Source organism: Streptomyces sp. JNUCC 63 (genome assembly GCF_054366325.1).
Genome location: NZ_CM135963.1, coordinates 546,995 through 559,713, shown reverse-complemented (window position 1 = coordinate 559,713; position 12,719 = coordinate 546,995). Strand labels below are relative to the sequence as shown.

Annotated in this window: 12 protein-coding genes; 7 read left to right on the top strand and 5 right to left on the bottom strand. The window is 70.7% G+C overall.

Features of this window, described 5'->3' with window-relative positions:
- Positions 1-50 precede the first annotated feature (50 nt).
- Positions 51-884 (top strand): TIGR03619 family F420-dependent LLM class oxidoreductase, encoded by an 834-nt coding sequence (locus ACX25U_RS02630; protein ID WP_454388687.1) that lies wholly within the window; start codon positions 51-53, stop codon positions 882-884.
- 54 nt (positions 885-938) lie between these two features.
- Here the strand turns inward: ACX25U_RS02630 and ACX25U_RS02625 are convergent, their stop codons facing one another.
- The 4 genes from ACX25U_RS02625 to ACX25U_RS02610 are packed head-to-tail and all read right to left on the bottom strand — an operon-like array spanning position 939 to position 4,659.
- Positions 939-1,898, bottom strand: coding sequence for an acyl-CoA dehydrogenase family protein (locus ACX25U_RS02625; protein ID WP_454388685.1), 960 nt, complete (start codon positions 1,896-1,898; stop codon positions 939-941).
- Positions 1,899-1,901: 3 nt separating this feature from the next.
- A complete protein-coding gene (locus ACX25U_RS02620) occupies positions 1,902-3,065 on the bottom strand; it encodes an acyl-CoA dehydrogenase family protein (RefSeq protein ID WP_454388683.1) in 1,164 nt (387 codons plus the stop codon).
- Positions 3,065-4,270, bottom strand: a complete 1,206-nt coding sequence (locus ACX25U_RS02615) for a thiolase family protein (protein ID WP_454388681.1) — start codon at positions 4,268-4,270, stop codon at positions 3,065-3,067. The genes ACX25U_RS02620 and ACX25U_RS02615 overlap by 1 nt, the downstream gene beginning before the upstream one ends.
- Positions 4,270-4,659 carry a Zn-ribbon domain-containing OB-fold protein gene (locus ACX25U_RS02610; protein WP_454388679.1) on the bottom strand — a complete coding sequence of 130 codons (390 nt, stop codon included), beginning with the start codon at positions 4,657-4,659 and terminating at the stop codon, positions 4,270-4,272. The genes ACX25U_RS02615 and ACX25U_RS02610 overlap by 1 nt, the downstream gene beginning before the upstream one ends.
- 128 nt (positions 4,660-4,787) lie before the next feature.
- Between ACX25U_RS02610 and ACX25U_RS02605 the strand changes: the two genes are divergently transcribed.
- Both ACX25U_RS02605 and ACX25U_RS02600 read left to right on the top strand, forming a co-directional pair.
- On the top strand, positions 4,788-6,017 hold the full coding sequence (locus tag ACX25U_RS02605; protein ID WP_454388677.1) for an acetyl-CoA C-acetyltransferase: 1,230 nt from the start codon (positions 4,788-4,790) through the stop codon (positions 6,015-6,017).
- Positions 5,969-7,588, top strand: coding sequence for an AMP-binding protein (locus tag ACX25U_RS02600; protein ID WP_454388675.1), 1,620 nt, complete (start codon positions 5,969-5,971; stop codon positions 7,586-7,588). The genes ACX25U_RS02605 and ACX25U_RS02600 overlap by 49 nt, the downstream gene beginning before the upstream one ends.
- A gap of 85 nt (positions 7,589-7,673) precedes the next feature.
- On the opposite strand, the gene ACX25U_RS02595 is transcribed toward ACX25U_RS02600, so the two are convergent.
- Positions 7,674-8,234, bottom strand: a complete 561-nt coding sequence (locus ACX25U_RS02595; RefSeq protein ID WP_454388674.1) for a MarR family winged helix-turn-helix transcriptional regulator — start codon at positions 8,232-8,234, stop codon at positions 7,674-7,676.
- 431 nt (positions 8,235-8,665) lie between these two features.
- On the opposite strand from ACX25U_RS02595, the gene ACX25U_RS02590 reads away from it, so the two are divergent.
- Genes ACX25U_RS02590 through ACX25U_RS02575 form a run of 4 tightly spaced genes read left to right on the top strand, consistent with a single transcriptional unit; the run spans position 8,666 to position 12,711 of the window.
- Positions 8,666-9,583 (top strand): SDR family oxidoreductase, encoded by a 918-nt coding sequence (locus ACX25U_RS02590; protein WP_454388672.1) that lies wholly within the window; start codon positions 8,666-8,668, stop codon positions 9,581-9,583.
- On the top strand, positions 9,580-10,794 hold the full coding sequence (locus ACX25U_RS02585) for an FAS1-like dehydratase domain-containing protein (protein ID WP_454388670.1): 1,215 nt from the start codon (positions 9,580-9,582) through the stop codon (positions 10,792-10,794). Before ACX25U_RS02590 ends, ACX25U_RS02585 begins: the two co-directional genes overlap by 4 nt.
- Entirely contained in the window at positions 10,791-11,954 is a 1,164-nt protein-coding gene (locus tag ACX25U_RS02580; protein WP_454388668.1) for an acyl-CoA dehydrogenase family protein, read from the top strand. The genes ACX25U_RS02585 and ACX25U_RS02580 overlap by 4 nt, the downstream gene beginning before the upstream one ends.
- Complete coding sequence (locus ACX25U_RS02575; protein ID WP_454388666.1) at positions 11,947-12,711, top strand: enoyl-CoA hydratase/isomerase family protein; 765 nt, start codon at positions 11,947-11,949, stop codon at positions 12,709-12,711. Before ACX25U_RS02580 ends, ACX25U_RS02575 begins: the two co-directional genes overlap by 8 nt.
- The last annotated feature ends 8 nt before the right edge of the window (positions 12,712-12,719 follow it).

The following is a 12,719-nucleotide window of genomic DNA, read 5'->3' as shown; positions in this document are numbered from 1 at the left end:
GTCGGTCCGCTGCCGCCCGAGGTTGCAACGACGACGACTGGAGCGACATCGTGACCACCTTCGGGATCTCCCTGCTCCGCGTCGCCCCTCGGCAGTGGATCGAGGTGGCGCAGGAGGCGGAGCGGTTGGGTTTTGAGTCCGTGTGGATGTCGGAACACCTGGTGCTGCCCATCGGCATGGCCCCGTCGAATTACCCGGATGGCAAGCTGCCCATCCGGCCGGACACTCCACTCTTCGACGTGATGGTGTACTTGGCTGCCATCGCCGCCGGCACCACGACTCTCCGGCTGGGCACGTTCATCTATCAACTGGGCCTCAGGCATCCCTTCATCGGGGCCCGCGCGGTCGCGACACTGGACGTGGTGTCCGGTGGCCGCGTCGAACTCGGTGTCGGTGCGGGCTGGATGCCCGAGGAGTGGGCTGCGGCAGGGGTCGAGTTCCGTGGGCGGGGACGCCGTCTCGACGAGGCGCTGGAGGTGTGCCGCCGGCTCTGGGAGGAGCCCGTTACCGAGCACCGCGGCGAGTTCTTCGCGTTCCCTCCGGTGGCCTTCGAACCCAAACCGGTGCAGGAGCGGCTCCCCGTGCATGTGGGCGGGGAGTCCGACGCGGCGCTGCGTCGGGCGGTTCGGTCCGGGGAAGGCTGGATCGGCATGCACCACACTCCGCAGTCGGTGGCACCGGTCCTGGCTCGATTGGAGGAGTTGACCGGAGCCGCAGGCACGGAGCGGCGGTTGACGACGACGGTCGCCGCTCCGCCCGGACCACTGGTGGACGTGGAGGGCTGGCGGGCGAGCGGCGTCGACCGGGTGCTCGTCGCGCCGTGGCAGCGCTCTCGCGACGCCCTTGAGGGTATGCGGCGTTTCGCGCGCGAGCACCTGACCTGACAACGACTGTGCCGGGTCCAAGGACCCGGCACAGTCGTTCACGGGAAGCGTCCGTCACAGCGGCGCGAGCCGTGGCACGCCACCGGCGCGCAGCCGGGCGCCGAGGCCGATGCGCAGGTGTGCCGCGGATCCGAGCAGCGGTTCGAGCACCAGGGCGCGGCGCAGGTAGCGGTGGAAATCGTGCTCCCAGGTGAAGCCCATGCCACCGAGCACCTGCTGGCAGTTGGCGGCTGCGGTGCGTACGAAGCGCCCGGCCAGGATCTTGGCCAGTTGCGCGGACTCCGGCAGGCCGTCCTCCCACGCCGCGTCGGCGGCCAGACCGGCGCACTCCTGCCACACCCGCACGTCGGCGAGCGCGTGTTTGACGGCCTGGAAACTGCCCAGCTTGTGCCCGAACTGCTCGCGGGTGCTCACATGGTCGACCGCGGCGACGAGCATGCGCCCGCCGATCGCGGTGAGCTCGTGGGCGAGCGCACGGTGGCCTGCCGAACGCATCGCCTCCCAGCGCGCGGCGGCGTCCTCCCCGGCGACCACATCGGCCCCGGAGAGGTCGAGCTCGGCTTCCACCCGATGCCAGCCGGAGTCGGGGTCCAGCCCGGTCGCGGCGGCTTTCAGGTCGTCCATGGCGCCGGTCGCCTCGACGACCACGATCTCGTCACCGCGCAGTGCCGGGACGACGAACCGGTCTCCGTCGCCTGATGCCACGACCCCGGTGACCGAAAGCGCCGTCTCCTCGACCCGCGCGCTGGGCTCGCTGCGAGGCAGGTCGGGGTAGACCACCCGGGCCGGGCCGTCGATTCCGGCCGCGGCCAGTACCACGTCGTCGAGCAGTGTTGTGTCGGTGAGGTGCTCGCCCTGCAAAGAGGCGAGGCTGGAGACCGCCACCGCGGGTTCCTCGGCCAGCAGCTCGTGCCAGCCGAACTCGGTCACGGCGTCGCGCAGGCCCCCGGGGCCCGCTGCGGTGACCGCCTGGGACAGGCTGTCGATCAGTAGCCGTCGGTCGTCGTCGTCCACGTCTCACTCCCTCGGCAGGCCGAGGACGCGCTCGGCGATGATGTTGCGCTGGATCTCCGCGGCGCCGCCGTAGATGGACGAGGCGCGCGAGTACAGGTAGTCGTTGCGCCAGTCCCGGGCCGGGCCGTCGTCGCCGAACAGCAGCGTGCCCGGCATCGCCTCCAGGGCGGCGTCGAACAGGTATTTCTCCGCGGTGGACATGAGCAGCTTGTCGAACGAGGGCCGCACGCCCAGCGGCTCACCGTCCGACAGGGACCGCAGGGTCCGCCGGGACAGCAGCCGCAGCGCGTGGACCAGCTCGAAGGCCTCACCCGCCCGGGCGTCGCTCAGCCCGGGCGAGTCGGCGACCAGCGTCCCGAGCCGCCAGCGCATCCAGGCCTGCCGCTGCCAGGCGGCGACCCCGCGCTCGCAGCTGAGGATGAACATCGCCACCGCCCAGCCGCCGCCGACCTCGCCGACGGTCCGGTCCTTCGGCACCATCACGTCATCGAAGAACAGGCTGCAGAAGTCGGCTTCGCCGGTCATCGCGACCAGCGGGCGCACGGTGATGCCCGGGGTGTCCATGTCGACGAACAGCGCGGTGATGCCGCGGTGCGCCGACTCCGGGCTTCCGGTGCGGGTGAGCAGCAGGCACCGGTCGGCGTACTGGGCCCAGCTGGTCCACACCTTCTCGCCGTTGACCCGCCAGTGGTCGCCCTCGTCGACCGCGCGCATCCGCAGCGACCCCAGGTCGCTGCCCGCGCCCGGCTCCGAGAAGCCCTGGCACCAGGTCTCCTCGCCGCGCAGCAGTCGGGGCAGCGCCTGGCTGCTCAGTTCCGGCGGCGCGAAACGGGCGACGGCCGGGCCGAGCACCTCCTGCGTGCCGAAGGAGAACGGCGGGGGGTACCCGGCGGCGGCCAGCTCCTCGCTCACCACTCCGCGGAGCGCGACCGCTCCGCCCAGCCCGCCGAGCTCCTCGGGCCAGCCGAGCCGGATCCACCCGGCCTCGTACAGCAGGCGCTGCAGCCGGGAAAGGGTGGCGAACACCCCCTCGACGTCGGTCGGCAGCTCGGTGAAGGGGGCGAGGGTTTCGGCGTGCTCGGCAAGCCAGCGGCCGAAGCGCTCGCGGACGTCCGGGACCGTGAGCTCGCCCGCCGCCGCCACGCTCACCGAGGAAGGGGCGGCCATCAGCGGGCCGCCGCTTCCAGGACGTGCACCGCGCACGCCGAGGCCAGCCCGATGACGTGGGTGAGCCCCACGCGGGCGCCCTCGACCTGCCGGGCGCCGGCCTCGCCGCGCAGATGGGTGACGACCTCGAAGAGGTTGGCGACTCCGGTCGCGCCGAGCGGGTGCCCCTTGGACAGCAGTCCGCCGGATACGTTGACGGGGATTCTGCCCTCGCGCCAGGGGGCTCCGGAATCGATGAAGTCGCCCGCGCCACCGGGCTCGCACAGCCGCAGGTTGTCGTAGTGGAGCAGTTCCGCGGTTGCGAAGCAGTCGTGCAGCTCGACCAGGTCGAGGTCGTCGGGGCCGATGCCCGCCTTCTCGTAGGCGGCGTCGGCGGCCAGCCGGGTCAGCGTGTTGACGTCGGGCTGCACCTGGTCGGACTCGGTCCAGGGGTCCGAGGTCAGCACCGACGCCGAGATCTTGACGGCGCGTCGGCGCACGTCGGGGTCCAGGGTCTTCAGCTTGGCGTCGGAGACCAGGACCACCGCTGCGCCGCCGTCGCCGGTCGGGCAGCACATCGGCAGCGTGTTCGGGTAGGAGATCATCTCGGCGGAGACGATCTCCTCCAGGGAGAACTCCTTGCGGTACTGGGCGAGCGGGTTGAGCACCGAGTGCGCGTGGTTCTTCTGCGCGACCTTGGCGAACTGGGCGGCGGTCACGCCGTGGGCGAGCGCGTACTCCATGCCGGCCTGGGCGAACACGCCCGGCATGAGCCCGGTGCCCAGCACGCCCTCGGTCTTGAGCACCGATCCGTAACGGCCCTTGGGCTCGTAGACCTTCTTCTCCTCGCGGGGCTTGGCGGCCCCGCCGATCATGCCCATCTTGCCCATCTTCTCCACACCGACGGCGAGGCCGGTGTCGCACTCGCCCGCTGCGATGGACATGAGCACGACGCGTACCGCGGTCGCGCCGGTGGCGCAGGCGTTGACCACGTTGTAGACCGGTATGCCGGTCTGCCCGATCTGCTTCTGCAGCCGCTGGCCGTTGTGCGAGTTGGCCTCGTAGACGTTGCCCATGGCGAGCACTCCGATGTCGGACATGCTCGCACCCGCGTCGGCCAGTGCGCCGAGCGCGGCGTCGGAGGCCAGGTCGATGAGGTCCTTGTCGGCGAAGCGCCCGAAGGGCGTCATCGATGCGCCGATGATCCACACGTCGCCGCTGCTCATCAGTTCTCTCCTCGCGGTCGGTAACCGAAGGCGATCGCCTCGGTGCCGTCGTCGTCGGTGCCCGCGACGAAGGTCTCCAGGACCACGGGCATCCGGGGAATGATCTTCTCGGGGGCGTCGACACCCAGCAGGTTCGCCTTGACGACGCCGCCACCGTCGAGATCGACGACCGCCGAGACGTAGGGCTTCTTCACCCGGTGCACGAAGGTGAAGGCGCGCAGACGGCCCTCGTTCGCCAGCGGCTTGGTGGTGAACTCGGTGCCGAAGCACTTCGCGCACGCGTTTCGGCGGTCGAAGTAGAGGGCCTCGCACGCGGTGCACGCATGGGCCCGCAGGTGGGGCCGGTCGCCGAGTTCGAGGTAGTCGACGACGGGGATCTGATTCGGCATCCTTGCCCGTCCGATCTGCAGGGGTGGGTGGACGCGAGGCACGGTCACGTCGGGACCGAAACACTCGACGGATGGATGATAGATGACTAGAGTTTATTCGTGAAGCGAACGACGGCGTGAGGAGTGTCGTGTCCGAAGCGTGGATCATCGACGGGGTGCGCACCCCGCGAGGCAAGGGCAAGCCCTCCGGTGCTCTGCACGGGGTGCACCCGCAGGAACTGCTGGCCCAGGTGCTGGGTGCGCTCGCCGAGCGCACCGGCATCGACCCGGCCGATGTCGACGACGTCGTCATCGGCAACGGCGACCAGCGCGACGACCACGGCGACGACATCGCGCGCCTTGCCGTCCTGGCGGCCGGCTGGCCGGTCAGCGTCCCCGGCGTGAGCCTCAACCGGTTCTGCGGTTCCGGCCAGCAGGCGGTCACCTTCGGCGCCGCGGGCATCGCGGCCGGATGGCAGCACCTCGTGGTGGCCGGCGGAGTCGAGTCGATGTCCCGCTACCGACCGCGCAGCGGCGGCCCCGTCCTCGACGGCGGCAACCAGGCACTGCGCGCCAGGTTCCCCCTCGTTCCCCAGGGCATCTCCGCCGACCTCATCGCCACGATCGAGGGGTTCACCCGAGCCGACGTCGACGCCTTCGCGCTGCGCAGCCAGGAGCGGGCGGCCAAGGCCGTCGCCGAGGACCGCTTCGCGCGGAGCGTCGTCCCGGTCCGGGACCCGGACGGGAAGGTCCTGCTCGATCACGACGAGCACCCCCGTCCGCAGACCACGCTGGAGACCCTCGGTGCCCTGGAGCCGGCGTTCGCCCGGGCCGGCGCGAAGGTTCGAGAGCCCGACGGACTCTCCTGGGACCAGATGTGCAGCCAGGTCCATCCCGAGGTCGAAGAGGTCTCGCACGTGCACCACGCCGGCAACTCCTCCGGCGTGGTCGACGGCGCCGGCGCACTGATCCTGGCGTCTCCGGACTACGCGCGAGCGCACGGCCTGCGTCCGCGGGCCCGGATCCGAGCCGCGGCGGTCGCCGGTGCCGAGCCGGTCATCATGCTCACGGCACCGACGCCGGCGTCGCGGGCGGTCCTGCAGCAGGCCGGCATGGCGGTCGCAGACATCGACCTGTGGGAAATCAACGAGGCGTTCGCCGCGGTCCCGCTCAAGGTCGTCCGCGATCTCGGCATCGACGAGGACAAGGTCAACGTCAACGGCGGCGCGATCGCCCTGGGGCACCCCATCGGCGGCACCGGACCGATGCTGCTGCAGACCGCACTCGACGAACTGGAGCGCCGCGACCTGAACACCGCGCTGGTGACCATGTGTACCGGCGGCGGCATGGGTACGGCCACCGTCATCGAGCGGATCTGACCCGGACGACGCGCCACGGCGAGGACGAACGAAGCGAGGTTGTCGACGTGTACCCCGGCCGGCACGCCCGGACGCGACCGGACCACCCGGCCATGATCATGGCCGGATCCGGCGCGATGATCACCCACGCCGAGCTCGACCGGCGCTCGAACCAGCTGGCCCGCGCTTTGCGTGACGCCGGCCTGGCCGTCGACGACACCGTGGCCGTGGTCGCCGAGAACCGTCTCGAATGGGCGGAGCTGATCTGGGCCACTCAGCGGTCGGGAATGTGCATCGCTCCGATCCAGCGGCACCTCGGTGCGGACGTGCTGGCCGACGTGCTGACCGACAGCGCGGTCCGGGCGGTGATCACCACCTCGGCCCACGCCGGCACGGTGCGTGCCGCCCTCGACCGGCTGCCGAGGATCCCGCTCCGGTTGTGCATCGGCGGGGCGCCCGGTTTCGACGACTACGCCGCGACCCTCGACCGCTGCTCGGACACCCCCGTGCCCGACGAGCGGCTGGGCAGCCGAATGATGTTCAGCTCCGGCACCACCGGCCGGCCCAAGGGCATCCGGCACCCCCGCCCGGACCTCCACCCCGGCGAAGCACCACCACACCTGGGCGGCTACACGGACCTGTTCGACCTGACAGCCGACACCGTCTACCTGTCGCCCGCACCGACCTACCACACGGCCCCGTTCCGCTTCGTGCTCGCCGTCCTGCAGCTCGGCGGCACCGTGGTGTGCCAGGAGTCCTTCGACGCCGAGGGAGCACTCGCCGCGATCGAACGGTACGAGGTGACGCATGCCCAGTTCGTTCCGACGATGCTGACCCGGATGCTGCGACTGCCCGCGCCGATCAGGGCCGCGGCCGACCTGTCGTCGCTTCGCGTGGCGATCACCGGGGCCGCGCCGTGCCCCGCCGAGCTGAAGCGCCGGATCATGGAGTGGTGGGGACCGGTGCTGCACGAGCTCTACGGGGCGTCGGAGAGTTACGGGAACTGCCACATCGGTCCGTCCGACGCGCTCGAGCGGCCGGGTTCGGTCGGCCGGGCGCTCGTCGGAAGGATCCACATACTCGATCCGGAGGACAGCGACGGCCCGGACCTGCCGGTCGGCGACGTCGGGCAGGTCTGGTTCGAGGGAACCCGGTCGTTCCGCTATCTCGGTGACGAGGCCAGGAACCGCGCGGTGCGCAACGAGCGCGGCTGGTCCACTGTGGGCGACTTGGGCCGGCTCGACGGTGACGGCTTCCTGTACCTCGCAGGACGGCGCGACCACGTCATCATCTCCGGCGGGGTCAACGTGCACCCGCAGCAGGCCGAGGACCTCCTGGCCGGACATCCCGCCGTCGCCGATGTCGCAGTGATCGGCGTACCCGACGACGATCTCGGACAGCGCGTGCACGCGATCGTCGTGCCCGCCTCCGGCGCGGTGGCGGGTCCCGAGCTCGGCGAGGCGCTGCTGGCGTTCGCCCGGGCCGGCCTGCCGCGCCCGGGGTGCCCGCGGTCGATCGAGTTCGTGCGCACCCTGCCCCGGGGCGAGAACGGCAAGCTCTACAAGCGCATGCTGAGTCAAGGCCGGTGTTGAGATGCCCAGCCCGCGGGCGGACCGTTCGAGGGCCTCGTACGGTGCGCGCTCCTACCGGAACCCGCCGCACTCGGGCGGCACGCCGTTATGTGGTCCGTGCCGCCCGAGCGGGAGTGTCGGTGTCGCCGGCGGCGAGACGCAGGCGGGTCAGGACGTCGATGAGTTCTCGCTGGTCGTCGTGGACATCGCCGGCGAACCCGAAGCCGACGGCACGCAGGGATTCGGTGGCCTCATTGATGAGCGTGCGCCCGCTGGCGGTGATGTGGACCAGCGTGGCGCGGCGGTCTGTGGGGTGAGGCTTGCGCTTGATGAGCTTGCGGGTCTCCATACGGTCGGTCGCCAGGGTGGCGGTGGTGGGGTGCACCATCAGACTGCGCGCAAGCTGGCTGACCAGACGGGTGCCCGTCTCGCTGAGCTGGAGGGTCATGAGCAGCATGTAGTCGGTGAGGTTGAGGTCGTATCGCTTCAGTTCGGTCTCGACGGTGTCGACCATCAGGCGGTGGAAGCGGAGCACTGAGCTCATCGCGATGAACGCGTCTTCGTCGTCACCGAGGCCGTGGCGCCGCCAGAAGTGCCGGGCCCAGTCGATCGGATCGGTCCCGGCGGCTGAACTCTGTGCTGGCGTGTTCTTGGCACGCGCTGGCATTTCTGCTCCCGTCGTTTCTTGAGCATCGGAACGGCCTGGTTTAGGTCATTCGATCAACAGTTTAGAACGAGACATCGCCTCACCGTTGCCATAAGGCGAAGAGTACACCGGCGTTCCGCTGTCCAGGGTCGACCACGGGGGAGCGGAATGCCGTAACTCCCTTATGTGATTTGTGGGTTGTGTCTGCGCAGCGTTCCGGCCCCCCGACCCCTGTCCTGAGTGACACGACAGAAGCTCTAGTAGACAACTATCTAATGCGCGACTAAGATCGCGGCGAACCCGTCGAGAGTCGGAGCCGTCGGGTGCAGTCGGCCCGACAGTTGTCCCAGGCCGATGGCGGCTGGTCGAACGTGTCAGAGCCGGGCAGTCGCGGCGGTGCGTCCCGACGCAGTGGACGCGAGCGATGACGTGAGAATCAACGAGGAGTTCGCATGGGGAGTCTGGACCAGCTGGTGGCCGTTGTGACGGGGGCCGGCCGGGGCATCGGCCGGGAGCACGCCCTGCTGCTCGCGGCGGAGGGCGCGAAGGTCGTGGTCAACGATCTGGGTGGCGCCCAGGACGGCACCGGATCCGAGAACACGCTCGCCGAACAGGTGGTCGCCGAGATCAAGGCCGCAGGCGGCGAGGCCGTGGCGAACGCCGACGACGTCGCGGACGCCTCCGGGGCCGAGAACATCATCCGCACGGCGGTCCGGGAGTTCGGACGGCTGGACATCGTGGTCAACAACGCCGGCATCCTGCGGGACCGGGTCCTGGTCAACCTCACCGACGACGACTGGGACCTGGTCGTCCGGGTCAACCTGCGCGGTACATTCCTGGTCACCCGGGCCGCCGGCAACCACTGGCGGGCGCGCAGCAAGGCGGGTGAGCAGGTCCGGGCCTCGGTGATCAACACTTCCAGCGAGTCCGGTGTCTTCGGCAACCCGGGACAGGCCAACTACGCCGCCGCCAAGGCCGCCGTCGCGTCCCTCACGCAGGTCGCGTCGAAGGAGCTCGCCCGCTACGGCGTGCGGGTCAACGCCATCCTGCCGCAGGCCCGCACCCGGCTCACCGAGAGTGCCTTCGGCGACGCGCTGGCGGCCAAGGACGGCGGATTCGACCGCTGGGACCCGGCGAACGTCTCTCCGTTCGTCGCCTACCTGGCGGGGCCGGCGTGCGGGATCACCGGAGAGGTCTTCGTCGTCGGCGGCAGCCGGGTGCAGCGGGTCAAGCCCTGGGAGCGCGACCGGGAGTGGAAGCTGCAGACCGAGGGGCGGTGGACCATCGCCGATCTGGAGAAGGCGGTGGCCGAGGCGGGGATTCCGCAGGGCGAGAAGTGGACCGCCAACCCGGACAAGGAGGGCAAGTGAGCACCGAGGCAGCCGAGGGAACCAGGGCACGGGCCGCTGAGGCCCGGATGGCGGAAGCCGTCATCGACGACGCCATGATGGAGTCGATGCGGGCGAAGATCGGTGTCGACCTCCGGATCGGCCACTCGGTCAACAACGAGGAGGCGACGCGGATCGCGGTCGCCAAGTTCGCCGGTGGCATCGGCGACATCAACCCGCTGTGGACCGACGCCGAGCGCGGCACGCGGTCGGACTACGGAGCCCCGGTGGCACCGCCGTCCTTCGTGATCGGATGCTTCTCGGGAATCCAGTTCGGCTGGCCCGGCCTGGGGTCGTTCCACTCCTCCACCGACATGGATCTGCTCGCTCCGATCTACTGGAACGACAAGATCACCGCCACCTGCCGTTACGACGGATTCACCGGCCCCAGGCCCTCGAAGTTCGCCGGCCGGATGGTCACCGACCACTTCACCAACACCTACCTCAACCAGCGCGGCGAGAAGGTCGCCGAGATCCGCTGGCAGGTCGTCAACTACGAGCGCGCCACGGCTCGCAGCGCCAAGAACTCGCGCAAGCCGCTGGAGATCCCGCATCCGTGGACGCCGGACGAGGTGGCGGAGATCGAGACGCGGGTGCTGGCGGAGAAGCCGCGCGGCGAGGAACCCCTGTGGTGGGAGGACGTGGCTGTCGGTGACCCCGTCGCGTCGTTGACCAAGGGCCCGATCGGGCTGACCGACGAGGTGGCGTTCATCGCCGGCGGCGGTACGCCGATCCCGCGGCTGAAGGCGCACGCCGCCTCCCTCAGCGACTACGCGATCCACCCGGCGTGGGCTTTCCGTGATCCGGCCACCGGCGCCCGGGAGCCGATCTACGCGGTGCACTACAACGAGGCCGCCGCTCGCGCGATGGGGGTCGCGTACCCGTACGACGTGGGCTTCCAGCGCCAGTGCTGGCAGATTCAGCTGATGACGCACTGGATCGGCGACGCGGGCTGGGTCAAGCACCTCGCCTCGCAGTACCGCGGGTTCGTTTACCTCTCCGACGTCATCGAGCTCGGCGGTGTGGTGACCGGCAAGGAGGTGGACGCGGACGGCGAGCACGTCGTGCAGGTACAGACTTTCGCCCGCAACCAGCGCGGGGACGACGTCATGCCGGGCACCGCCGTGGTGGCGCTGCCGAGCCGGGAGAACGGGCCGACACCCGCCGCGCGCAGGGCCAGGGGTGCGTCGTGACGGCCGCCCTGCTCACCGAGGACCAGCAGAACCTGCGCCAGGCGGTGCGGCGCTGCCTGGAGCGCGGTTCCGGGCCACGGCCGCACCTGTCCGGCGAGCCGGGCGTGACCCAGCCCTTCGACACCGAGCTGTGGCGGTCGCTCGCCGCCGGGATCGGTGTGGCCGGCCTGATCGTGCCGGAGGAGTACGACGGTGCGGGGGGCCGCTTCGCCGACCTCGCGGTGGTGGCCGAGGAGTTGGGCCGCAGCCTGGCTCCCGTGCCGTTCTTCTCCACGGTGGCGCTCGCGACGACCGCCCTGCTGGTCAACACCGAGGACGGCCTCGCCCGCGAGCTGCTGGCCCGGATCGCCGAGGGAGGGACGACCGCCACCCTCGCCTTCTGTGAGGACGACGGGTCCTGGGACGTCGATGCGGCCGCGATGCCGGCCGAGCGGACCGGGGACGGCTGGCGGTTGTCCGGGCGCAAGTCCTTCGTCGTGGACGGGGACACCGCCGACGTGCTTCTGGTGTCCGCCCGTACGGACGGGCGTCTGCGCCTGTTCGCCGTCGAGCGTGGCGCCGACGGGCTTCGGCAGGACGCGACGACGGTGCTGGACCTGACCCGCCGCCTCGGCACCGTCACCCTGGACGCGACGCCCGCCCGGCTCATCGGCTCCGACGAGGATGCCGGGGCGGGACTGCGGACCGCGCTGGACCTCGCCCTGGTGCTGCTCGCCGTCGAGCAGGTCGGCAGTGCCCAGCACTGCCTGGACAACGCGGTCGAGTACGCCAAGCAGCGGGTCCAGTTCGGCCGTCCGATCGGCAGCTTCCAGGCCATCAAGCACACCTTGGTGGATGTGCTGCTGAAGGTGGAGATGGCACGCTCCGCCGCGTATGCCGCCGTCGCCGCCGCCGACGAGTACCTTTCCGGCCCGAGCGAGGAAACGGCCCACCGTCTGGCCACGGCCGCGAGTCTCGCCAAGGCCATGTGCGCGGACGCGTTCATGCACACGGCGGAGGAGACCCTGCACGTCTACGGCGGCATCGGGTTCACCTGGGAGCACGACGCCCACCTGTACTACCGGCGGGCCAAGGCCTCGGAGCTGTTCCTCGGCACACCGGACCAGCACCGGGACAGGTTCGCCGCCTGTGCGGGGCTGGGGAAGGGGCGCTGTGACTGACGTACTCGTGGACCGCCGTGACGGGGTGGTCACGATCACCCTCAACCGGCCGCACCGGCGCAACGCGATCACCGGTCCGCTGGTGGAGGAGCTGATCCGGGCCCTTGAAGACGTCGCCCGCACGCCCGGCGACCGGGCGATCGTCCTCACCGGTGCGGACGGTTCCTTCTGTTCCGGCATGGACCTGTCCGCGCCGCTGTCGCCGGACGTCCTGACCTTCATGAACCGGGTGGGGCAGCTCTGCACGCTGCTGCACGACATCCCGCGGCCGACCATCGCCAAGGTGGCGGGGCCCGCGATGGGCTTCGGCTGCAACCTCGCGTTCTGCTGCGACCTGGTGGTGGCGGGGGAGGACGCCGTGTTCGGGGAGATCTTCGCCCAGCGCGGCATCGCCCTCGACGGCGGCGCGTCCTGGTCGCTGCCCCGGCTCGTGGGCATCGCCAAGGCCAAGGAGCTGGTGTTCTTCGGCGAGCAGGTGCCCGCAGTCGAGGCCGAGCGGATCGGCCTGGTCAACCGGGTGCTGCCCAGCGCCGAGTTGGACGCCTTCGTCGCGGAGTGGGCGCAGCGGCTCGCGGACGGTCCCACACTCGCACTGTCGATGATGAAGTCCGCGCTGAACGCGTCCTTCGAGACCGCGTTCCGACGGGCAGTCGACGCCGAAGCCCTCAACCAGGCGGTCGCGTTCGGCACCGCAGAGGCGAAGGAGGCGGGCCGGGCGTTCCGGGAGCGCAGGCCACCCCGCTTCCGCGACGGATGAGGACAGGG